The sequence below is a fragment of the Flavobacteriales bacterium genome (assembly GCA_026129465.1).
In the GTDB taxonomy this organism is placed as follows: Bacteria; Bacteroidota; Bacteroidia; order Flavobacteriales_F; family PHOS-HE28; genus PHOS-HE28.
This window is the reverse complement of record JAHCIA010000001.1, coordinates 849,514-871,803: the sequence shown is the minus strand read 5'-3', so window position 1 is coordinate 871,803 and position 22,290 is coordinate 849,514. Positions and strand designations below refer to the sequence as shown.

General features: G+C 62.1%; 17 protein-coding genes. 9 read left to right on the top strand and 8 right to left on the bottom strand.

The window, feature by feature from the left end; genetic code table 11:
- Positions 1-75 precede the first annotated feature (75 nt).
- Both accC and KIT10_03630 read left to right on the top strand, forming a co-directional pair.
- The gene (gene accC, locus KIT10_03635) at positions 76-1,554 is read left to right on the top strand and encodes an acetyl-CoA carboxylase biotin carboxylase subunit (protein MCW5898340.1); all 1,479 of its coding nucleotides are present in this window, start codon (positions 76-78) and stop codon (positions 1,552-1,554) included.
- Positions 1,555-1,664: 110 nt separating this feature from the next.
- Complete coding sequence (locus tag KIT10_03630) at positions 1,665-2,315, top strand: DUF4294 domain-containing protein (GenBank protein MCW5898339.1); 651 nt, start codon at positions 1,665-1,667, stop codon at positions 2,313-2,315.
- A 9-nt stretch (positions 2,316-2,324) separates the two neighbouring features.
- Here the strand turns inward: KIT10_03630 and KIT10_03625 are convergent, their stop codons facing one another.
- Both KIT10_03625 and KIT10_03620 read right to left on the bottom strand, forming a co-directional pair.
- The gene (locus tag KIT10_03625) at positions 2,325-4,685 is read right to left on the bottom strand and encodes a VCBS repeat-containing protein (GenBank protein ID MCW5898338.1); all 2,361 of its coding nucleotides are present in this window, start codon (positions 4,683-4,685) and stop codon (positions 2,325-2,327) included.
- A gap of 115 nt (positions 4,686-4,800) precedes the next feature.
- Positions 4,801-8,721: a hypothetical protein gene (locus KIT10_03620; GenBank protein ID MCW5898337.1), complete on the bottom strand. Its 3,921-nt coding sequence runs from the start codon at positions 8,719-8,721 to the stop codon at positions 4,801-4,803.
- A 340-nt stretch (positions 8,722-9,061) separates the two neighbouring features.
- Here KIT10_03620 and KIT10_03615 point away from each other — a divergent pair, with 340 nt between their 5' ends.
- On the top strand, positions 9,062-10,390 hold the full coding sequence (locus KIT10_03615) for a hypothetical protein (GenBank protein MCW5898336.1): 1,329 nt from the start codon (positions 9,062-9,064) through the stop codon (positions 10,388-10,390).
- Here the strand turns inward: KIT10_03615 and KIT10_03610 are convergent.
- From KIT10_03610 to KIT10_03590, 5 genes are read right to left on the bottom strand one after another with little or no spacing between them, the layout of a single operon-like run.
- Positions 10,387-10,908, bottom strand: coding sequence for a GNAT family N-acetyltransferase (locus KIT10_03610; GenBank protein ID MCW5898335.1), 522 nt, complete (start codon positions 10,906-10,908; stop codon positions 10,387-10,389). The genes KIT10_03615 and KIT10_03610 overlap by 4 nt on opposite strands.
- Complete coding sequence (locus KIT10_03605) at positions 10,905-11,792, bottom strand: 3-hydroxybutyryl-CoA dehydrogenase (GenBank protein MCW5898334.1); 888 nt, start codon at positions 11,790-11,792, stop codon at positions 10,905-10,907. The genes KIT10_03610 and KIT10_03605 overlap by 4 nt, the downstream gene beginning before the upstream one ends.
- A gap of 51 nt (positions 11,793-11,843) precedes the next feature.
- Positions 11,844-13,262 (bottom strand): sugar transferase, encoded by a 1,419-nt coding sequence (locus KIT10_03600; protein ID MCW5898333.1) that lies wholly within the window; start codon positions 13,260-13,262, stop codon positions 11,844-11,846.
- On the bottom strand, positions 13,259-14,122 hold the full coding sequence (locus KIT10_03595; protein ID MCW5898332.1) for a hypothetical protein: 864 nt from the start codon (positions 14,120-14,122) through the stop codon (positions 13,259-13,261). The genes KIT10_03600 and KIT10_03595 overlap by 4 nt, the downstream gene beginning before the upstream one ends.
- Before the next feature lie 36 nt (positions 14,123-14,158).
- Entirely contained in the window at positions 14,159-15,130 is a 972-nt protein-coding gene (locus tag KIT10_03590) for a Gfo/Idh/MocA family oxidoreductase (GenBank protein ID MCW5898331.1), read from the bottom strand.
- A gap of 140 nt (positions 15,131-15,270) precedes the next feature.
- Between KIT10_03590 and KIT10_03585 the strand changes: the two genes are divergently transcribed.
- The 3 genes from KIT10_03585 (at position 15,271) to KIT10_03575 (ending at position 18,653) form a co-directional block, all read left to right on the top strand.
- Positions 15,271-15,918 (top strand): protein-L-isoaspartate(D-aspartate) O-methyltransferase, encoded by a 648-nt coding sequence (locus tag KIT10_03585; GenBank protein ID MCW5898330.1) that lies wholly within the window; start codon positions 15,271-15,273, stop codon positions 15,916-15,918.
- 216 nt (positions 15,919-16,134) lie between these two features.
- Positions 16,135-17,004, top strand: a complete 870-nt coding sequence (locus KIT10_03580; protein ID MCW5898329.1) for a hypothetical protein — start codon at positions 16,135-16,137, stop codon at positions 17,002-17,004.
- A gap of 92 nt (positions 17,005-17,096) precedes the next feature.
- Positions 17,097-18,653, top strand: a complete 1,557-nt coding sequence (locus KIT10_03575) for an NAD(P)H-hydrate dehydratase (protein MCW5898328.1) — start codon at positions 17,097-17,099, stop codon at positions 18,651-18,653.
- Positions 18,654-18,658: 5 nt separating this feature from the next.
- Here KIT10_03575 and fsa read toward each other — a convergent pair whose 3' ends face one another.
- Complete coding sequence (gene fsa / locus KIT10_03570; GenBank protein MCW5898327.1) at positions 18,659-19,330, bottom strand: fructose-6-phosphate aldolase; 672 nt, start codon at positions 19,328-19,330, stop codon at positions 18,659-18,661.
- Positions 19,331-19,420: 90 nt separating this feature from the next.
- Between fsa and KIT10_03565 the strand changes: the two genes are divergently transcribed.
- From KIT10_03565 to KIT10_03555, 3 genes are all read left to right on the top strand, one after another.
- Positions 19,421-20,416 carry a hypothetical protein gene (locus KIT10_03565; protein MCW5898326.1) on the top strand — a complete coding sequence of 332 codons (996 nt, stop codon included), beginning with the start codon at positions 19,421-19,423 and terminating at the stop codon, positions 20,414-20,416.
- A 77-nt stretch (positions 20,417-20,493) separates the two neighbouring features.
- The gene (gene mnmA / locus KIT10_03560; protein MCW5898325.1) at positions 20,494-21,588 is read left to right on the top strand and encodes a tRNA 2-thiouridine(34) synthase MnmA; all 1,095 of its coding nucleotides are present in this window, start codon (positions 20,494-20,496) and stop codon (positions 21,586-21,588) included.
- 29 nt (positions 21,589-21,617) lie between these two features.
- Positions 21,618-22,289, top strand: coding sequence for a hypothetical protein (locus KIT10_03555; GenBank protein MCW5898324.1), 672 nt, complete (start codon positions 21,618-21,620; stop codon positions 22,287-22,289).
- Position 22,290: the final 1 nt, after the last annotated feature.

Genomic DNA, 22,290 nt, shown 5'->3' with positions numbered 1-22,290 from the left:
AAAGATCAGGCCAGCCCTTCGCATCTTCGCGATCCCCGGACCATTGCGCGGGGTGATCCCATGGCCAAGAAGAAGATCGAGAAGCTCCTCATCGCCAATCGCGGCGAGATCGCCCTGCGTGTGATGCGTTCCGCCCGCGAGATGGGCATCCATACCGTGGCCGTGTATTCCGAGGCCGACCGCAATGCCCCTTTCGTGCGCTTCGCCGACGAGGCCGTGTGCATAGGTCCGCCACCCAGCAAGGAGAGCTACCTGGTGATCGACAAGCTCATCCAGGTCTGCAAGGACCTGAAGGTGGATGCCGTACACCCCGGTTACGGTTTCCTGAGTGAGAACGGTGAGTTCGCCATGGCGTTGGAAAAAGCGGGCGTGGTCTTCGTGGGACCCTCACCCAAGGCGATGAAGGTGATGGGCGACAAGCTCGCCGCCAAGGAGGCGGTGAAGGCTTTCGATGTTCCGCTGGTGCCTGGAACGGAAGGCGCAGTCAGTGGGCTGAAGGAAGCGATCGCCGTGGCCAAGACCATCAAGTTCCCCATCCTGATCAAGGCCGCGGCGGGTGGCGGTGGCAAGGGCATGCGCATCGTGGAGGAGGAGGCCGGCCTGCAGGAAGGTCTGGAACGCGCCATCAGCGAGGCCACCAACGCCTTTGGCGACGGCAGCGTGTTCATCGAGAAGTACGTCGCCGGTCCACGTCACATCGAAGTGCAGATCATGGCCGACAAGCACGGCAACATCTGTTACCTCTTCGAGCGCGAATGCAGCATCCAACGCCGCCACCAGAAAGTGGTGGAGGAGGCGCCCAGTGCGGTGCTCACCACGGCGTTGCGCAAGCGCATGGGCGAGGCGGCGGTGGCCGTGGCCCGCAGTGTGGATTACGTGGGCGCGGGAACCGTGGAGTTCCTCCTCGACGAGAACAGCGATTTCTATTTCATGGAGATGAATACCCGCCTGCAGGTGGAACACCCCGTGACCGAGATGATCACCGGACTCGACCTGGTGAAGCTGCAGATCCGTGTGGCGGAAGGGGAGAAGCTGCCCTTCAAGCAGGAGGACCTGGAGATCCAGGGACATGCCATCGAGGTGCGCGTCTACGCCGAGGACCCCGCGAACAATTTCCTGCCGGACATCGGCCGGCTTCATGCCTACCGGCCACCACAAGGGCTGGGGGTGCGCGTGGACGACGGTTTCGAGGAGGGCATGGACGTACCCATCCACTACGACCCCATGATCGCCAAGCTCATCACCCACGGCGCCACGCGCCAGGAGGCCATCGCCCGCATGGAGCGGGCCATCGACGACTATGTGATCAGTGGCATCGAGACCACACTGGGCTTCTGCCGCTACGTGATGGGCCATGAGGCCTTCCGTAGTGGGAAGTACGACACCCATTTCGTGCGCGACCACTTCACCCCGGAGCGGCTGCTTGGCTCGGACCCGGCCGGGATGCGGGCGGCGGCCCTGGTGGCGGCCATTCGCGGGGAGGATACCCGGAGCATGGCCCCCGCCGAGGCTGCGGGCAGGTCGTCTTCCGCCTGGAAACTGAAGCGACGTTGAAGCGTAGAACGGATCCGTGGCACGCCGGTGGTGGTGGTAACTTCACACCCGGCCACGCTCTGATGTCTTCTTCCCAGCGTTCCCTCCTCGCCTTGGCCGCCATGTTGGCGATGGGCGCAGCCATGGGTCAGCAGGCCGGCCAGGGCTATCTGGTCTTCGCCCAGGTGGTGGACGGAGACACGGTGCCCATCATCCACCTCCCGGAGACCGTGGTGCATGGGCGTTGGCGGCCGCGCGATCAACGGGAGGCGGCGCGCTACGACAAGCTCACCCGCAATGTGATCAAGGTCTATCCTTATGCACGGATCACGCGTGAATTGCTGCAGGAATATGAGCACGATCTCGCACGGATCGAGCGTGAAGGCGATCAGGAACTGTACGTGAAGCTGGCGGAAGCCGAGCTGCGTGCCGAGTTCGAAGCCGAGGTGAAGGACCTGACCATGAGCCAGGGCCGCGTGCTGGTGAAGCTGATCGACCGCGAGACCGGGCGCACTTCCTACACGCTGGTAAAGGAGTTGCGTGGTGGATTCCAGGCCTTCGTCTGGCAGGGCATGGCACGCCTGTTCGGCCACGACCTCAAGAGCACCTACGATGCCCATGGTGAGGACAAGATGGTCGAAGTGATCGTCAGGCGGATCGAAGCGGGTGAGCTGCCCGTGGCCATGCGTGCGGCCCGCACCGACAGGGCCCAGGCACGTCTGGAGAAGCGCAAGGCGCGCCTCTACCGCAAATACGGGCTGACCGAGAAAGGCGATTCGTGATCCGCGCCCTCAGCGCTGGACCACCAGGGTGTGCTCGTATGTGCCACCACGTCCGTTCTGGAATCGCATGACGTATCGCCCCATGGCCAGGCCCGAGACATCGAGCCTGCCCTCGCCCACGATCCCGGCATCACGGATCACCCGGCCATTCGCATCCAGGATGGAAAGCATCGCACCTTCGGGCAGACCTTCAATGAAGACCACCCCGGCCGAGGGGTTGGGGAAAACGCGAAGCCTTGCGAACGCCTGCGAGAGGATCCCGGTAAGATCGTCTATGACGACCTCGAACACTTCCATGCAGCCATTGGCGTCGGTCACCACCAGTTCATAGGTGCCGCTGGTCAACCCATCGGTGAACAAGCCGATGGGCGATCCATTCAGCGTTATCGTGTAGGGCGTGGTGCCGCCGAAGACCACCACTTGCAGGGTACCGTCCTGGCCTGCCATTTCCGGGGTGGCGGACCATTGCACGAACAGGGGCGCGGGGTCTTCCAGGATGGCCTGTCCATTTGCCGAGCAGCCGTTGGTGTCGGTGAAGATGAAGGTGTAGTTGCCCGCTGGCAGATCGGTGAGCAAGGCCCCTTGTGCGCCATGGCCCCAGACCACTTCCAAGGCGGGGATCCCCACCAGATTCACCACCTCGATGACGCCATCCGACGAACCTGTGCAGGAAGGCATCGTCACATCGGGTGCCGGAACAGGCAAGGGATGCACCACCACGGTCACCTGCGCACTTTGTGCCGAGATGCCGAACGGGTTCTGCACGGTGACACTGAAGATGCCGCTCGCGGAAACGGTGAGGTAGCGTTCCGTATGGCCGTTGCTCCAGAGATAGCTGTGGTGGTCGCCGGCGTCCAAGGTCACCGACCCGCCCTGACAGAAGGCGAGAGGCCCTGACGGGGCGATCGTGGCGGTGTACGTCTCACCCTCGGTGAGATGATGGTGCGCGTTGATCGGCAGGTCGTAGTACGTGTCCACATGGCCGCTGAGGTACTCCACTTCAACGGAATCGATCCCCAGGGCCTGGCCCAGCCCGAAGATGTGATGCTGGGAATTCTGCCCCACGAAGTTCTGGCCGCAGAAGGTGTATTCGGTCTGGCACATGCCATTGGCGAATACCCTGATCCAACTGCTGATGGCCATGCGGTTGGAAATGGTGCCGCGCAGGGTGAGCTTGATATGGTTGTTGGATCCACCCGAGTTCTTCCACACGAAAGGCGGGTAGGGGTTCTGCCCCTGCACGGCGATGTCGTAGGAGCCGTCGTTGTCCACATCGCCGCGGGCCACACCGAAGCTCTGGGCCACATGGTCGCTCAGGAAGATATCCCCGGCGTCCTCGAAGTGCGTGCCACCCAGGTTGCGCTTGAATTGGTTCGCGGTCACCGGGCCCATGGGCCTGCCGGTCGCCATGTAGAGGTCCTGCCAACCGTTGTTGTCGTGATCCACCCACAGGCCTCCCCAGCCCCAGTCGTAGATGTCGGTGCCATACTGCTCGGTGGATTCCGTGAAGGTGCCGTCACCGTTGTTCACCAACAGCCGGGAAGGTTTGTCCGCGATGCCCGTGTTGGAGAAGAAGATGTCCAGGTCGCCGTCGTTGTCGAAGTCGCCCACCGTGGCGGTCATCGGGTCCTGGAAGGCGAAGCCGATGCCGGCCTGGACGGAGACATCGGTGAAGGTGCCGTCGCCATTGTTGCGGTAAAGACTGTTGGCGTAGAGCCGGTCGTTGATGATGAACAGGTCGGGCCAGCCGTCCTGGTCGTAGTCCATCCAAACGGATTGGAAGGAAAGGCGCACCCCATCCCCAACACCCGCCTGCACCGTCACATCGGTGAAGGTGCCATTGCCGTTGTTGCGATAGAGTTTGTTCAGGAAGGAGTAGGTGCCCGGGTCACCGGACAACTGGTACTTGCACACATAGAGGTCCAGGTCGCCATCCCGGTCGTAATCCCCCCAGGAAGCGCCGTAGGTGGTGGAGACGTACTGGAAGATACCTGAAGTGGCGGAGACGTCGATGAAGTTGAAGTCACCCACATTACGGTAGAGCCTGTAGGTACCATTGTAGGTGGTGATGAAGAGGTCAAGGTCATCGTCCTCATCATAGTCCACCCACAGCACATGTTTGGTCTCTCCAGGACCGGGGATGAACGATGGCAGGCGCTGGAAGGTGCCGCCGAGGTTCCTGTAAAAGGCGATGCTGTCCCCGCTCACCGCGAAGGTGAGATCGTCCCAGCCATCCTCATCGAAATCGTAGAACGAAACGCCGTTCCCGAAGTCGTCGCTGTTCACCAGGATGTCGATGCCTTCCTGCGGCGCGATGTTGATGTAGGTCTGCGCCTGCGATCCACCAAAGGCAAGGATCGCCAAAAGCATGGTCGTCACGCTGATCGTCGCGACCGTTGGACCTGTGAGCATGGGGCAACGGGTGTCGATGAGGGGAGCGCGGCACAGGGATGCGCCGCGCTCCCATGGTCATCGGGTCAAGGACTCAGTGGCCTTGGATGGCGAGTTTCATGCTGTGCATTCGACCGCCTTGGTCCAGGCGCACCTGGTACATGCCGCTCGCCATGGCCGGCAGGTCGAGCGTATTGATGCCCTTGGCCAGCATGCCGGGGTAGCTGCGGTGCACCAATGCACCGTGCATGTCCAGGATGTCCATGGCCACGTCAGGCATATCCGATCGTGCCATGATCCGCAGGGGCTCCCCGGCCAGGATGGGGTTGGGGAACAGGACGAAACCAGCGTCGCCGGCCACTTCATCCATGCCCACCAATTGCAGGTCGATGGTGAAGAAGCCGATGTTCACCAGCTGCTGCATGGGGTTCAGCGCCAGGTCGCGTGCCAGGGAAACCGTCACATCGATGGGGCCGATGTTGGCCTCCATGGCGGCCACGTCATAAGCGCTCCGGTAGGTGAAGGCATTGATCCAGGCCGATGCACCGGCGTTGGGGGTGAGGATGCCATCCAACGTTTCCGAGAAGGTCAAGGTGGGCGCGCTGCCCGCTTCCATGACCTCATCGAACATGGAGAGCACCATGAATCCAGCCGGGCCAGTGTTCGCGTTGTCCACCGTATAGGTGTTGGCGGTGAGCATGACCAGCTGTGGATTGCGCGTATCCAGACTGAACACGTTCGTGCCCGTGTAGGCCACCTGGTTGTTGCCCGAGAGGTCCTGGGCGAAGTTCACCGTCAACCCGATGCTTGCCACCTCCACATTCTGGTCGGTCACGTTGAAGACCGCACGGAAGGTGGTAGCATTCTGCCAGGTGCTCTGTGCCAGATTGTTGGTGAAGGTGGACCCCATGCCGGTACCATTGAGCTGTATCAATGCGGGTTGGGCGGTGTTCATGGCTTCCGGGAAGGTGATGTCCACGTGGAAACCACCGGTGCCCACTTGCGCATCGGCCACCACGGGCACAGCGGGCATGGTGGTCTGGACCTCCGGCCGTTTGGTGTCGATGGTGAACAAGGAGCCCAGCAGGTTGGCGGTCGGCGCATTGCCAGCGGCATCCGTGAAGTTGAGGAGCTGCGGCGTGATGTTGAAGAACTCCTCGTTGCCGTTGAGCAGCGTGTAGGACTTGCGGTAGCTGGTGGCGCTCAGCCACATGCTGTTGAGTGGCTCCGCCACCAGAGAGGTGCCCAAGGGGTTCTCGCCGGGGAAGCTGAAGTCCGGCGATAGGCCGGTATCCATCGCTTCATCGAACTCCACGGTGAGCTGCAGGGCCGCATTGCCCACATGGGCCAGCGCCAGTGTGGCGTTGTTGACCGTGGCGCTGCTCAACACCGGGTTGCGCGTGTCGATGGCCAGGATGAACACCGCATCATGCACGCTCTGGTCATTGCCCGCCTCGTCAAGCACATCGGACACCTCCAACTCCACCACTTCGATCTCCACACCGGCGTCGCTCAGGTCGAAACGCGCACGATACTGTTGGGCGCTCAGCCACTGGCTGCCAGCGGCGTTCAACGCCATGGACGAGGATGGGTCGCCGGAGCCGCCCAACGTGATGGTAGGTGGCGTATTGGTGTCGCAGGGTTCATTGAAGGAGATCAGCACTTCCAGTTGTCCACCATTGGCCACGGCATCGTTCATCAGACCCACAGGGCTGGCCACGAGTGTGACATTGGGCCGGTCGGTGTCGATCACGAAGGGTTGGGCCACCAGGAACACGTCCTGGTCCATGCCGTTGGTGCCACGGGCCTGGTCCACCCGCATGTAGATGTTGGGCAGGCGCAGTTCGGATGGAAGCACCTGGAGCACCATCACATAGTTGTATTCATCCGTCCAGGCCTCGGTCACCACCGAAGCGGCTTCGAGCAAGGGGTCCTCCACCAGGAAATCCACCTCGGGGGCCACGGTCTGGTCCATGGGCCGGTCGTAGGTGATGGTCACCGCGAAAGTGCTGCCGATGTCAGCGATGTTGACCACTTCGTCCGAGGAGCTTACATCCACCACCAAGGGGCGTTGTGAGTTGAACAGGCTGTTTCCAAGCTCCACAGCGTCCGCGCCGACGATCTTGCCGATGTGGCGGCCGGCGATGTCGTCCATGGGCGGGTGTATGCCGCCCCAGATGCGCGAGAGGCTGCACTGGTCGGAGGCATCACGGTAGGTGGCCCACTGCAGGTAGACATCCTCACTGGGGCCGATCTCGAATTCCAGGAAGTTGTTCTGCTGGCATTGCACCACACGCATGCCACCGGGGAAGAAGAGGTCGCCTGTGATCATTTCCATCACCTGCGCGGCGGTGCTCGAGTAGGTGGAGTGGCCGCTGATGTAACCGGCGAATGGCGGGGTCACGAACCAGGGACGCTGGTAGGGCCACCAGTTCTCGGCCAGGATCCATCCAACCCCGGCGTAATCCTCTTCCGCGTCCTCGATGTAGGGTGGGCCCATCCAGGTGTGCAGTTTCACTTTGCCCACATGCTCATCGTTCTCACCGGCGAGCGGATCGCCGGCTTCCACCAGTTCCATGTGCCCGGGAATGAGTGGAAGACCGGCGGGATGGAAGTTGGGACCATCGGGATCGCTGCATTGGCCGCGCTCGGCCATGTAACGGATGGCGGAGACGGGGCGAACGTAATCGTACCAGCCTTTGATGCTCCAGGCCGCGGTGGCCGCGTCATGTTGGGATCCACCCATCACGAAGTGGGCCTTCACGTCGTATTCGAGGTCGTTGAGGATCTCACCCTGCCCCATCCAGCGGCGCTCGAACATGGGGTGGTCCATGGCGTCATGCATGATCTTGAACCAGTGCCCGGGCGGGGTCACGGAAGCCGGTCCGTCCGCCCAGTACTCGGCCAGGATCCTGGCGTAGTCGCCGCGCTTCACGATCTGTGGCTCATAGGGAAGGCCCGTGGCCGGATTCAAAGCGTGGCCGGGGCTGGGCACGCCACCGCCGAAGTAGTCATAGAAGTCGCGATAGGCATCGTAGTCATGCACATCGGGGTAGCCCGGCAGGTTGCCGATGCTGGCCGGTGAGACATCCCACATCACGTCATCATCGGGATCCAAATGGGATTGCCACACCGAGACAAGTGTGAAATTCCATTTCCAGAAGGACTCCAGACCACTGGGGTCGTCCACATCCAGCATGGCGGGTGTGCCGGGGTCGTGATAGACCGGGTAGGGGAAGCCATCGCGCTCGTACATGGTCATGTCCTCCGCTTTCAGGGCGAAAGGCAGGGTCAAGCCCCAATTGTGGCCGATGGCGTTGGGTGTTCCGGAAACCGGGTTGCCGGCCTGGTCAATCGCGTTGGTCAGCGTGATCTGCTGCCAGTTGTTGGGGTGGATCATGTTCGGGTTGCCCGGCAGTTCCACCTCGATGGGCGGGTTGATCGGTGTGTAGTTGAGGTTGGCGTAGTTGTTCGCCTGGTTGCAGCCATCGGTGAAGCCGAAGGCCACGTACTGCTGGGCCACATAATTGCCCAGTTCCGCCCCACCGCCGTTGATATAGTCGGTGGAAGTGTTCGAGACATCGTACCCGAAGGAGGCCATCAGGTCGTTGATGTTCTGCATGGTCACGGCCACACCGGGTGAACTGGCGAACCTTTGGCTGATCATACGGTACATGGTGTAGCTGATCGCCATGTGGCGCGCCGCTTCGACCTCCTCCGCCGTGGCGGGAATGGGCACGCCATTGAAGGGACAATCATAAACGCCACGTACACGGCCCAGGAGGAAGGGCTCGTGGGTGGGGTCGTACGCGGCCCACGCATCGTACATCGCCGCCGAGGTGGTGTACAGGTTGCGGGCATGGATGGGCGGTCGCGCGAAATCGCGGGAAATGGCGCCCAGCAACTGGTCGTTCCATTTCCGGACGATGGAATGTTCCTGGGCCACCGAAGGGCCGAGGGGAAGCAGGATCGCCAGCAGTGGCCGGGCAAGCTTCAAGGGTAGGCTTCGGTTCATTTGCGATAGGGGGTTTGGGGTTCTGGGGATAGGGGGGTGCGCTCTTTGCACGACCGTTTCGACCATGCATCAAGGGTGCACCAAGGGCGCTCTCAGGGAAACCGCATTGAAAATAGGCTGCGCTCCCGGGGGCATACAACACCCCGGGCTTGAAAATTCATTCCCCATGGAGAATGGTCCGAATGCGTTGTGGGCAGCGAACATGGGCATGTTCGAGGTGTACGATCCGTTACGCGCTGATGGTGAAGCTCCCTGCCCGGACCCCACCCACGTCCATCTGGATAGATAGACGCGATCGGCGCTTGTGGTTGCCACCTACATTCGCACAATACCTCTTTACATGATGCGCACTGCCAACATTTCCCGGATCCTATTGGCCGGCACCCTGCTGCTGGCCCTTGGCTGCAAGAAGAAGGACGACGCCACGCCACCCGCTCCTCCCACAGGAGGCGGTGGTGGGGGAGGATCCAGCTGCGAGGCGCAATGGCTTCCCGTGGTGATGTGCCATGGCGCACTGGCCTCCGGCGATACCTGGGCGGGCCAGGCCAAGCGCATGGTGCAGAACGGCTACTGCACCGACCGCATCTTCGTGCACGACCGCAATACGGTCGGAGGAAGCGGTCATGTGGCCCTGTTGGATGCTTTCATAGACCAGGTTCTGGCACAAACCGGTGCTGCACAAGTGGAATTGGTGGGCCATAGTGCAGGTGGCGGCCTGGGCTACGATTATCTGGCGGATGCTGGCCGGGCGGCCAAGGTGGCCCATTATGTCCACATCGGCAGTTCGGCGGCCGCCGGACCGGCTGGCCCGGGTGGCAACGTGCCCACACTCAACATCTGGTCGCCTGATGACGCCATCGCTTCCGGCGGGAACATCAATGGGGCGGTGAACGTGCAACTCCCCGGCCAGGACCACTATCAAGTGGCCACCAGTGCTGAAGCGTTCGCGGCCATGTTCGCGTTCTTCAGGGGTCAAGCTCCCGCCACCACGGACCTCGTGGCTGACGGCGCACGAACCGTGGCGGGCAGGGCCGTCACTTTCGGCGAGAATGAGCCGATCTCCGGAGCACCGGTTCTTGTCTTCAAGACCGACCCCGCCACGGGGATGCGCCTGAGCAATGAGCCAGCTCATTCCTTCACGACGAGCACCACCGGGCATTGGGGACCTTTCTCCGCCGAAGCGAACACATGGTACGAGTTCGAGATCACACCGCCGGGTGGCCGCCGCATCCATTACTACCGCGAACCCTTCATCGCCTCGGACCGGCTGGTGTACCTGCGCACCATGCCGCCGCCCACTTCGTTGGCGGGCATCCTGCTTTCTTCACTGCCCACCGACGACGCCCAGGGCGTGCTCACCGTGTTCACCGCCAGCCAGGCGGTGGAGGCGGGCCGCGACGACCTCACGGCCAACGGGACCTACCTCGCCACACCGACTTTCGCCCCCGCCTCGAATTGCACCATCGCCTGGTTCCTCTATGATGCGAACAACAATGGGCAGAGCGAGGGGACGGCGGCGGGCCTTTTCGGGTCGTTCCCCTTCCTCAGCGGCGTGGACCTTTTCTTCGTTCCCGGTGGTGCCGCCGAGGTGACCCTGAACGGCCGGACCATGCGGGCGCGCAACTGGCCCTCCGCCAGCGAAGGCATCACCGTGCTGGTGTTCGATTAGGCGCTGGCCAGGTCCAGGCGCATCACGTGGTCGTCCATCACGTGGCCAAGGCCAATGTCGATCACCTCGTTGCGCTCGATGTGGAATCCTTGGCGTGCGTAGAAGTGGCGCGCTGGGTTGAAGCGGTTCACGTTCAGTTCCACGGCTTCGTCCGCGGCTTCCCTCGCAGCGGCGACCACCGCGTTCAGCAAGGCCATCCCAACGCCGGTACCTTGCTTTCCGGGCAGCACATACAGCTTGTGCAATCTGGTGGTGCGCACGCCATCGTGATGGTGTGTGAACCCAGCGAAGCCCACCTCACCATCGCGCATGCCGGCCAGCAGGAACCGATCGCCTCTGGCGAACTGCGCGCGCAAGGCGGCCACGCTGTACATCAGTTCCAGCATGTAGGCCAATTGTTCCGCGGACAGTATATCGCGGTAGGCCACAGGCCAGGTGCGCAACGCGATATCGCGGATCACAGGGATATCCGCTACCCCGGCTTCGCGGAGCAGCACTTCCTGAGGCATGCGTTTCAACGCTGGAATGCCGGAGCCACCACCAGGTCCTTGCTCCCCGGGGTGTACTTGTAGAAGCCTTCGCCGCTCTTCACGCCCAGTTTGCCAGCGGTCACCATCTGCACCAGCAGGGGGCAGGGCGCGTACTTGGTGTCACCCAGCCCTTCGTGCAGCACTTTCAGGATCGCATGGCAGGTGTCCAGGCCGATGAAGTCCGCCAATTGCAGCGGCCCCATGGGATGTGCCATGCCCAGCTTCATGATGGTGTCGATCTCGGCCACACCGCCCACGCCTTGCCAGAGAGTCTGGATGGCCTCGTTGATCATGGGCATGAGGATGCGGTTGGCCACGAAACCCGCATAGTCGTTCACGGTCACGGGCACCTTGCCGATCGCCGTGCTCAGGTCCACCACGGTCCTGGTCACGTCGTCCGTGGTGTCGTAGCCGCGGATCACTTCCACGAGCTTCATCACCGGCACGGGGTTCATGAAGTGCATGCCGATGACCTGCCCGGGGCGCTTGGTGGCTGAGGCGATACGCGTGATGCTGATGGACGAGGTGTTCGTGGCGAGGATGCAACCCGCCGGTGCGCTCGCATCAAGGTCATGGAAGATGCGGAGCTTCAGGTCGATGTTCTCGGTGGCCGCTTCCACCACCAGTTCGGCGTCCTTCACCCCGGCCTTCATGTCCGTGTTGGTGGCGATGCGCCCCAAGGATTCCTTCTTCTGCTCTTCGGTGAGGCCACCCTTGGCCACCTGGCGGTCCATGTTCCTGGCGATGTTGGCCAGGGCCTTGTCCAGGTTGGCCTGGGCGATGTCGATGAGCGTGACGCCATGACCACTCTGGGCAAAGACGTGGGCGATGCCATTGCCCATCTGGCCGGCACCGATGACGGAGATCTTCATGTTAGGGAACGTATTTGGCGCGGCAATGTAGTGGCGCAGGATCTTGCGCCACTATTTGCCGTCGCCCTTGAGGATGATGAGCACGGTGTAGGCCAGGATCTTCAGGTCCACGGCCAGGCTCATGTTCTCGATGTACAGGATGTCGTACTTCAGGCGGCGCACCATCTGGTCCACGTTCTCGGCATAGCCGAACTTCACCTGCCCCCAACTGGTTATGCCGGGCCGCACCTTATGCAGGTGGTGGTAGTGGGCGGCCACTTCCGATATGGCATCGATGAAGTGCTGGCGCTCGGGCCTTGGCCCCACGAGGCTCATTTCACCCTTGAGCACGTTCCAGAATTGCGGCAGTTCGTCCATGCGCGTGCGGCGCAACCAGCGGCCGAAGGGGGTGATGCGTGGATCGTGGGTGCTGCTCAATTGGGGGCCGTCCTTCTCGGCGTCGTGCACCATGCTGCGGAACTTCACGATCATGAAGGGCCGCCCGTGTTTGCCGATGCGCTCCTGGCGGAAGAAGATCGGACCGGGGCCCGACAATCTCACCAGGATGGCGATCCCCAGGAAGACCGGTGCGAGCAATAGCAAGGCCAGCGAGCTCACGGCGATGTCGACCAGCCGCTTCAAGCTGAATTGCCAGGCGGGCATGATCTCGGGGTTCACCTCGATCAGCGGTGTGCCGAATATGCTGGTCATCTTCACCGAGCCCGAGAGTATGTCGTACATGTCCGGTATGATCTTCACCCGCACCGTATTGCCCTCCAATTCGCTCATGATGCGGCTGATGTGCTCGTGCTCACCGGAGTCCACCGCCACGATGACCTCCTCCACCTGGTGGCGTTCGATGATCCCCCTCAATTCATTCCATTTGCCCAGCCTGGCCAGGCCTTTCGCGGCCAGCAGTTGATCGCCACCGTTCACATTGACGAAACCGATGAAGCGGTTGCCGGGCGATTTGGGCATGGCCTCGATCTCCTCGAAAGTGGCCAGCGCGCGCTCGTTGCCACCCACGATCACGGTGTTGAAGCCGATCTTCCGCTGGTGGACACGATTCACCGTTTGGCTGGTGAGCACGAAGCGCGGCAGGAGGGTGCAGGCGAACTGGATGAGGAACAGCGCAAGGATGGACTGGATGTAATACCGCGGTGTGGCCACCACATCGTCCAGCAGCAGGGAGAAGAAGATCAACACGGTGCCGATCAACGTGATCAGCAGGGTCTGTCCCAATTCCTTGGTGCGGTAGCGGCGGAAGACGTCGCTGTATCCACCGATGGCCGTGTAGAGGCCGAACCAGAACAGCGGAACGAACGCAAGTCCCTTGAAGAAGTTGGCGTCGTACTCGATGGGCACCGGCATGCCGAACTTGATCGGCTCCAAATAGGTCTTGCGGTAGGTGTAGAAGAGCGCCCATGCGACCGCTGAACCGAGCAGATCGCTCAGCACGTACTTGGCCACCTGTGCGCGCTTGCTGTTCATGGGGTCAGACGCACCAGTTTCACGTTGTCCAGATAGACGTGGCCATGCCCCATATCCGACGGCAGGGAGGCTTCGAAATAGATGTCGCGTTCGGTCACACCCTGGTTGAAGACGGGGGACAGGTCGATGTACATCTTGTTCCATGCCGTCTGGCCATCGGGCCGCGTGGTGGGTACCACATAGACATAGGGCAGGGATACGGGCTGGCCACCCGAGTTGAACAACACGCCCACCGTGAAAGTGATATCGTTGCGGTAGTCCATTTCCAGGAACACCGGACCGCCGGGCACCTGGAAGTCCTCGTCCGTGTATATCCTGATGTAGCGGTGGTCGGCGTCGAGGATGAAGCCGCCGCATGGCGAGTTGTTCAGGACCACCTCCGGATACTGTGCGGGGGTGAAACGCAACAAAGTGGTGTCGCTGGCCTCGGATGTGATGAAGGCCGAACCAGGTTCCTCGAAGGCCTCGATCCAGAAGCCGGCCTGCGATATGTAGTTGACGGTGGGTTGCACGGCGGTGACCTCCCGAAGGGAAAACTCCACATGGCTGGTCCAGGATGAATAGAAGGGGTAGCGCAGGCGATCGTCGAACATGCCGTTGCGCTTGATGCCGGGCGTGACACGTATCGTGGAGGCCCCGTCGCGCAGCACAGGCACCCTGGCCGGCAGTTCCCACACGCCGATCAATTCCTCATCCGCGAAGACCCAAGCGTCGGTGATCTTGCTGGTGGCGCTGCCCTGCTGTCCGGTGGTGGTCAGCGATACGCTCGGAATGTCCAGGTAGGAGGGCACCTTGTCGCCTTTGTTACAGGCGAGCAGTGCAAAGAATGCCAGGGGCAGCAGGGGTAGGGGTCGGGTCATCCTCCTTTCGGGCGGGCAACGCATGGAAGCGGTCGATCAGTATGCGGGCCCTCCAGTTGGCTGGTCCAGACAGGCCAGGACCTTCAGCGCCACCTCCAAGGCCGCCGCGCCATCGGCGGCGGTCACCGGGGGCTCATGGCCGCTGCGAACACTGCGGGCAAAGGCCTGCAGTTCGTCCCGGATGGCGTTCGTGGCGGGCACCTCTGGTCTTTCGAAGGAGATCTCCCTTCGTCCTTTGCCCTGTCCCAGATCCACCGTGATGGCGAAGGGGTCCGGCTCCCCTTCAAGGGTTCGCATGCGCACGATCTCGGTGCGTTTCTCCAGCATGTCCACCGAGATATACGCGTCGCGTTGGAAGAATCGCGACTTGCGCATGTTCTTCAGGCTGATCCTGCTGGCCGTGAGGTTGGCCACGCATCCATTGGAAAAGACGATGCGCGCGTTGGCGATGTCCGGCGTATCGCTCACCACGGCCACGCCACTGGCGATGACATCCTTCACAGGATGCCCCACCGTGTGCAGCACGATGTCGATATCGTGGATCATGAGATCGAGCACCACACTCACATCGGTCCCCCGCGGGTTGAATTGCGCCAGTCTGTGCGTCTCGATGAACATCGGGTCCTTCAAGTGGGGCCGGGCCGCGGTAAATGCCGGATTGAAGCGTTCCACATGGCCCACCTGGACGATAACGCCTGCCTTGCGCGCGCGATCCATAATGTCCCTGGCCTCTGCCATGTCGGTGGAGAGGGGCTTCTCAATGAAGACATGCCGGCCGGCCTCCATGGCCTGCAAGGCGAGCGCATGGTGTGTGGTGGTCGGGGTCACGATGTCCACCGCCTCGCAGGTCCCGATCAGGCTCGCCACATCCGGGTAGGCCATCACCTCGAACTCGGCGGTGATGGCCGCGCGACGTTCGGCATCGGTATCGTGGAATCCGACGAGTTCCACACCTTCGGCTTGCAGCGCCTGCTGGATGTGGATGCGTCCCAGATGTCCCGCACCCATCACACCAAGCTTGACCGGGTTGTTCATGTTGAGTATGGTGATGCCGAAGCCTTTCCGAGCAGTGCCCCGAAGCGGGCCGCCAAAAGTAGTCGCCGCGCGCCGGCGGGCAGGGCGATTAGCTTTGCCACCGCAAGGAAGCGATGGAGGACGGATACCGGCACAAGGGCCTGCGCAAGAAGCTGGTGGCCGATCTGGCCCGGAAGGGGATCACCGATGCCCGCGTGCTCGCCGCGCTGGAGCAGGTGCCCCGCCATCTGTTCATTGATGATACGGCCTTCCTGGAAATGGCCTATGTCGATTCGGCCTTTCCCATCGGTTGCGGGCAAACCATCTCACAACCATGGACCGTGGCCATGCAGAGTCAGCTCCTCACCGTATCTCCCGGCATGCGCGTACTGGAGATCGGCACTGGCAGCGGCTACCAGACCGCCGTGCTGGCCGCCATGGGCGCCAAGGTCTTCTCCATCGAACGGCACAAACCCCTGTACCTGGCCACCAAGGACCGCCTCAAGCGCCTGGGGGTGAAGGCCTTCCTTTACCATGGCGACGGTTTCCAAGGGCTGCCCCGGGAAGCCCCTTTCGACAGGATCCTTGTCACCTGTGGCGCACCCTTCATACCGGAGGCCTTGAAAGGCCAGCTGAAAGTGGGGGGCATCATGGTGGTGCCTGTGGGCGCCGGTGCGGAGCAGACCATGCTGCGCTTGGTGCGCCGCGGCCCGGAGGACCATGTCCAGACCGAACACGGGCGCTTCAGGTTCGTGCCCATGTTGGAACATCGTGAAGGTTGACTTGCTCGTTGAACGGACTTTTCTATTTTTGCCCCGGCTTTTGGCGGACGAATGCCTCTCTGGGATCGACGAATGGGCAGCTACGATGCCACTCCGAACATCCAACTGTTGAAATCACAGGATACGCTCACCAAGGCTTGAACCGAGAGGGGCTACTTTTGGACGCCAAGAGCCTTCGCGATCAAACCGAAAGCACGCAAACCAAAAACGTTCGTCATGAAGAAGACTGTACTTTTCGCTGCAGCGATCGTCGCCGCTTCAGCGGTGTCCGCCCAAACGGGTGAGATCACCAGCAACCGCGGTGAGAACTGGCTGAGCCAGGATGGTGATTGGGGCCTGACCATCGATGCTCAGCCCTTTCTGCAATACGTGGGCAACCTGTTCAATGGCAACATGAACAATGGTGGTCCCTCGTTCGACTTCCCCAACTCCTACTGGGCGATCCAGGGCAAGAAGCTGGTGGATGCCAATACCGCCTACCGTGGCAAACTGCGCATCGGCTTCGGCTCCACGAAAGTGACCGATCTGGTGAACGCCACGATCCAGCCGGATCCCGCCCCCTTGGCGCCGGTGACCGTTGAGAACGAGCGCAAGGACAACTACTTCGCCCTGGTGCTGGGTGGCGGTCTGGAAAAGCGGATCGGTAGCAGCCGCGTGGTGGGCGTCTATGGTGGCGAAGCCAACATCATGCTCATGAGCAGCAAGACCGCCTGGACCTATGGCAACGCGCTGAACGCCGACAACCCCGGCGTGGGTGACGGCGAAGAGCCCGGCACGGGCAGCTTCGGCAATGGCCGCACCACCGAGCGCAAGAACGGCAGCACCTTCGGCTTCGGCCTGAACGCTTTCGCCGGCGTGGAATGGTTCTGCGCTCCGAAGATCTCCTTGGGTGCCGAATACACCTGGGGCCTGATGCTGTCGAGCCAGGGCTACGGCGAGCGCAGCGAAGAGCGTTGGAACCCCGCTTTGGGCACCAGCGGTGGTCTGGAGACCCGCACCATCGAGAGCGGACCCAAGGGCAGCGCCTTCGGCCTCGACACCGGTATCAGCGGTGCTTCCATCAACCTGAACTTCTACTTCCAGTAATTCTGGACGAAGGCTTTGACAACAGCCCCCCGGATCTTCCGGGGGGCTTTGTTTTTTACGGCCATTCCCATCGAGGTTACCTTTCACGCACCATGCTGCCCGTACTGGACGCCGCAAGCATCCGCTTGGTGGATGCCGCGACCATCCTTCGCGAGCCGATAACGTCGGCGGACCTGATGGAGCGCGCTGGTCAGCGCCTGGCGGAGAGGATCCTTCACCATCATCGTCGCGGCAGATGGGGTGACCCCGCCTCGATCACCTACCGCGTCGTGGTGGGTATGGGCAATAATGGCGGCGATGGTCTGGTCATCGCACGGGTGCTCAAGTCGAGGGGTTTGAAAGTCACCGTGGATCGCCTGCTTCATCGCAGCACCGCCAGCACGGAGCATGTGATCATGCTGGCCGAGGCGGCCGCATCGGGCGTTAGCATCCGTGACATCAGGACGGCCGATGGCTGGTCCTGCGATGGTGAGGTGATCATTGATGCGCTGTTCGGTACAGGGCTGGACCGTCCGTTGGAGGGTATGGCCGCCGACCTGGTCCGCGCGATGAACCGGTCCGGGTGCCAGGTGATCGCCATTGATATTCCTTCCGGTCTATTCGCTGGTGACAATACCGCCAACGATGCCTCCACGGTCGTCCGCGCCACCCTGACCCTTGGGGTGGAACTGCCCAAGCTGCCATTCTTCCTGGCCGATCATGCGCTGCAGGTGGGCGAATGGGAGCTGGTCCAGATCAGGCTGGACCCACTGGCCCTGCGGACATCCGGCACTCAACGCTGGTTGATCCAGGATCGGGACCTTGCCTCCCTGCTCCCGATCAGGCCGCGGTTCGCGCACAAGGGCCTGTTCGGACATGCGATGATCATGGCAGGATCACACGGCATGTACGGCGCGGCCGTATTGGCCACCCGCGCCGCCCTGCGCACGGGCGTGGGCCTGGTCACCGCGCATGTGCCCCAAGCGGCCATGGCGGTGCTTCATTCCTCCTCGCCAGAGGCTTTGTGCAGGCTCGATATCGCTTCAGGATACATATCGGAAGTGTCCGATCAAAAGGGGATCACGGCAATAGGATTCGGCCCTGGGATTGGAACGCGCCAGGAAACGAAGGCGGTACTCAAGCGACTAATCCAGGTTCCCTCGGCCCCTCTGGTGATCGATGCCGATGGCTTGAATTTGTTGGCCGAGGAACGCACTTGGGCGGCGCTTCTTCCTCCGGATACGATCATCACACCCCACCCAGGGGAGTTCGATCGGTTGCACGGGGCACGCGCCACTTCCGCAGCCGAGCGCCTGGACAGTGCCAGTGCCATGGCGCAACGGTATCAGACGGTGGTGGTCCTCAAAGGCGCTTGGACAGCGATATGCGCTCCCGACGGCCAGGTGTTCTTCAACCCTACCGGCAACCCGGGCATGGCCAAGGGCGGCTCAGGCGATGTGCTGACGGGCTTGATCACCGGCTTGCGCGCCCAGGGCTTGTCCGCCTTGCATGCCGCGCTGCTGGGTGTCTGGGCGCATGGTCAGGCGGGCGACCTCGCGGCCCTGCATCATGGTCTGGACGGAATGACCGCCGGGGACATCATACAGTGCGTGCCGGAGGCCTGGAAATACCTGCGCGACCTGGAGGTCGATGGAGTCGAAGCCCGCTAGTTGGCTCAGGCCTTCACGCCGCGCTCGGCGGCCTTGCGGTGGTCCGCCAGGAACTTCTCCAACCCGATGGTGGTCAGCGGGTGGTCGAACAGCGCGGTGATCGCGCTCAGCGGGCAGGTGGCCACATCGGCGCCCACCTCGGCGCATTGGATGATGTGCATGGGGTGCCGGATGCTCGCCGCGAGGATCTCCGTGCCGAAACCGTAATTGTCGTAGATCGTGCGCATCTGCTCGATCAGTGCCACGCCATCGGTGCTCACGTCATCCAGCCGCCCCAGGAATGGGGATACATAGGTGGCGCCCGCCTTCGCCGCCAAAAGGGCCTGCCCGGCGCTGAATACCAGGGTGCAATTGGTCTTGATACCCTTGCCGCTGAAGTACTTCAGGGCCTTCACACCATCGCGGATCATCGGCACCTTCACCACGATGTTCGGGTGCAGGGCGGCCAGATGTTCCCCCTCGCGCACGATGCCCTCAAAGTCCGTGGCGATCACCTCGGCGCTCACGTCGCCGTCCACTATTTCGCAGATGTCCACATAATGCTTCATCACGGCGTCCGTACCACTGATGCCCTCCTTGGCCATCAGGGAAGGGTTGGTGGTGACCCCGTCAAGCACCCCGAGGTCGCGGGCTTCTCGGATCTGGGCCAGGCTGGCCGTGTCAATGAAGAATTTCATGGGTGATGCGCCCGTTGGTGGATGGCGGTGTCCAAAGGTAGAAGCACCGCGCCGGAACGCCCTGCCTGTGCGCCCGTAACTTTGCCTGCGATGACCCTCCGCCTGCTGTTGCCCGGCCTCTTCCTGTACATGGCCGCTGTGGCCCTGGCCCAGCCGGCGCCCAACCGCACTGATGCCCAGGGCCGCAAGCAGGGTGAATGGGCCAGGGCTTGGGACCATAACGGGCGCCTGCGCTACGCGGGCACCTTCAAGGACGACAAGCCGGTGGGCGAGTTCCGGCACTACGATGAGGCGGGTGTACTCACCACCATCCAGCGCCATACTGGTGACGGCCGCGTGAGCCGGGCGGAGCATTTCCACCCGGGTGGCAAGCTCATGGCCCAAGGCAGGTATGTGGATCAGCGGAAGGACAGCGTGTGGAGCTATTTCGACGAGCAGGGGGCCATGCGTCGCAAGGAGGAATTCCGCAACGGCACACTGCACGGCGACCGCATCAGCTACTATGCGGATGGCAGGGTGGCCGAGCATGACCGTTACCGCAACGGTAGGCTGCATGGGCAACAACAGGCGTGGTTCGCCGATGGGTCGCCACGCAATGAGGCACGCTACGAGGACGGGGTGGCCAACGGCACCATGACCTTCTACTATCCCGGCGGGAAGAAGGAGATCGAGGGTCGCATGCTGGACGGCGACCGCGACGGCGCCTGGATCTACTACAACAAGGACGGCACGGTGCAGATGCAGGTCCTCTACAGCCGGGGCAAGTTGGTGCGGGAGAAAAAGGAGAACGGCACCTTCCAGGAATTCTACGATGATGAACAGCTCCGCTCCGAAGTGAATTACAGGAAGGGCTTGCGCGAGGGGCCCTTCACGGAGTGGTACGACAACGGCCGCTGGGGCATGGAGAAAGTGCCTGCCGACCCCGTGTTGGGTGTACCGGCCTTCGAACAGCGCGTGTTGAAAGGACAGACCAAGAAGCGTGAAGGCACCTACCGGAACGACCTGTTGGACGGTGAGGTGAAGGAATACGACGAGAAGGGCAAGCTGACCAAACGGGTGGTATACAAGGCCGGTGTGGAGCAGTGATGGGGGGTCGCCAAGGATGTTGATGTATCGAAGGTTGGAAGCTGACCTTGTTGACGAAGGGATCGACGATTGGATAGATGAGCAAGCACGGACGCATATTGGTGGCCATGAGCGGCGGGGTGGACAGTTCCGTGGCCGCCTTGATGCTGCATGAGCAGGGCTACGAGGTCATCGGTGTCACCATGAAGACCTGGGACTACGCCGATGCCAGCGGTGGCAAGCGCATCACCGGCTGCTGCGATCTGGACAGCATCAACGATGCCAGGAACATGGCCGTGAGCCGTGGCTTCCACCATATGATCATCGACATCCGCGAGGAGTTCGGCAACGCGATAATCGGCGACTTCACGCGGGAATACCTCGCCGGGCGAACACCCAATCCCTGCGTGCTCTGCAACACCTTCATCAAGTGGGAGGCGCTGTTGAAGCGTGCCGACATGATGGATTGCGAACTCATCGCCACGGGCCATTACGCCCAGGTGCGCCAGCTTGGGAATGGCCGTTGGACAGTGAGCAAGGGCGTGGACAGGACCAAGGACCAGAGCTATGTGCTGTGGGGATTGGAGCAGAAGAACCTCGCCCGCACCCGCTTCTCCATCGGACACTTCCGCAAGAGCGAGATCAGAAAGATGGCCCTCGACAGCGGATTCCCGGAACTCGCCAGCAAGAGCGAGAGCTATGAGATCTGCTTCATACCCGACAACGACTACCGGGGTTTCCTGCGCCGCAAGGAACCGGAGACCATCGCGGCGTTGGCCCAAGGCAAACTGGTGGGTATGGGCGGCGAGGTCCTGGGCGAGCACGATGGCTACCCCTTCTTCACCATCGGGCAGCGCAAGGGCCTGGGGATCGCCACCGGTGAGCCGCTGTATGTGACGGAGATCGTGCCGGAGACCAATACCGTGGTGCTGGGGCGCAAGGACGACCTGAAGCGTACCACCATGTGGGTGCGCCGCCCGAACTTCCAGAAGGTGGCGGCGTTGCATGACGGGGCGGAGGCCCACGTGAAGATCCGCTACAAGGATGTCGGCACACCCGCCACACTGTCCATGGAAGGCGAACGCGTGAAAGTGGAGTTCCATGCACCGGTCACAGGCATCGCACCGGGCCAAAGCGCCGTCTTCTACGACGGGGATGACGTGATCGGCGGAGGATTCATCGACAGGCCATGACCATGATGCGGACAAGATCCATTCAAGCGATGCTCGGAATGGGCACATTGCTGCTCGTTGCCTGCAAGGACGATGTGGCCGGCCCACGCGATCCCGGATTCGCCTACTTCCCGACGGCCGTTGGCACCTGGGTGGAATACCAGGTGGATTCCATCTGGCGGGACGATGAACAGGAGGTGCACGACAGCATCAGCTTCCGACTTCTGGAAAGGATCGAGGAGCACTATGTGGACCCGGCGGGTCGGCCCGCCCAGCGGATACTGCGCTACGTGCTGGACGATCAGGACGAGTGGGTGGTGCGCGATGTCTGGACGGCCACACTTACCGAACGCTACGCCGAAAAGCTCGAGGAGAACATGCGGCGCCTGAAGCTCTCCTTCCCGTTGCGCAAAGGCCGGACCTGGGACACCAACATCTACAATACCGACAAGGAACTTCCGGTGGCGATCAAGGATATCGATGTCCAGGCTTCGTTGGGCAGTATGGCCCTCGACAGCACACTGGTGCTGGAGAACACCATCCCGGCGAATCTTGTGGAGCGGCGCGACCTCATGGAACGCTATGCGAAGCACATCGGCCTGGTGGAAAAGCATTGGACCGAGACCATCACCCAGCCACAGTTCCTGCCCAACGGCCAGATCATCTACAGGGTCAAGGGGTTCTGGCTGCGCATGACCGCCGTCGCCCACGGCCATCCATGAC

Coding starts and splice junctions, on each gene's coding strand:
- KIT10_03630 (MCW5898339.1), top strand. CDS start 1,665: ATGGGCGCAGCCATGGGTCAGCAGGCCGGCCAGGGCTATCTGGTCTTC.
- KIT10_03625 (MCW5898338.1), bottom strand. CDS start 4,685: ATGCTTTTGGCGATCCTTGCCTTTGGTGGATCGCAGGCGCAGACCTAC.
- KIT10_03620 (MCW5898337.1), bottom strand. CDS start 8,721: ATGAACCGAAGCCTACCCTTGAAGCTTGCCCGGCCACTGCTGGCGATC.
- KIT10_03615 (MCW5898336.1), top strand. CDS start 9,062: ATGATGCGCACTGCCAACATTTCCCGGATCCTATTGGCCGGCACCCTG.
- KIT10_03605 (MCW5898334.1), bottom strand. CDS start 11,792: ATGAAGATCTCCGTCATCGGTGCCGGCCAGATGGGCAATGGCATCGCC.
- KIT10_03600 (MCW5898333.1), bottom strand. CDS start 13,262: ATGAACAGCAAGCGCGCACAGGTGGCCAAGTACGTGCTGAGCGATCTG.
- KIT10_03595 (MCW5898332.1), bottom strand. CDS start 14,122: ATGACCCGACCCCTACCCCTGCTGCCCCTGGCATTCTTTGCACTGCTC.
- KIT10_03590 (MCW5898331.1), bottom strand. CDS start 15,130: ATGGGTGCGGGACATCTGGGACGCATCCACATCCAGCAGGCGCTGCAA.
- KIT10_03585 (MCW5898330.1), top strand. CDS start 15,271: ATGGAGGACGGATACCGGCACAAGGGCCTGCGCAAGAAGCTGGTGGCC.
- KIT10_03580 (MCW5898329.1), top strand. CDS start 16,135: ATGAAGAAGACTGTACTTTTCGCTGCAGCGATCGTCGCCGCTTCAGCG.
- KIT10_03575 (MCW5898328.1), top strand. CDS start 17,097: ATGCTGCCCGTACTGGACGCCGCAAGCATCCGCTTGGTGGATGCCGCG.
- fsa (MCW5898327.1), bottom strand. CDS start 19,330: ATGAAATTCTTCATTGACACGGCCAGCCTGGCCCAGATCCGAGAAGCC.
- KIT10_03565 (MCW5898326.1), top strand. CDS start 19,421: ATGACCCTCCGCCTGCTGTTGCCCGGCCTCTTCCTGTACATGGCCGCT.
- mnmA (MCW5898325.1), top strand. CDS start 20,494: ATGAGCAAGCACGGACGCATATTGGTGGCCATGAGCGGCGGGGTGGAC.
- KIT10_03555 (MCW5898324.1), top strand. CDS start 21,618: ATGCTCGGAATGGGCACATTGCTGCTCGTTGCCTGCAAGGACGATGTG.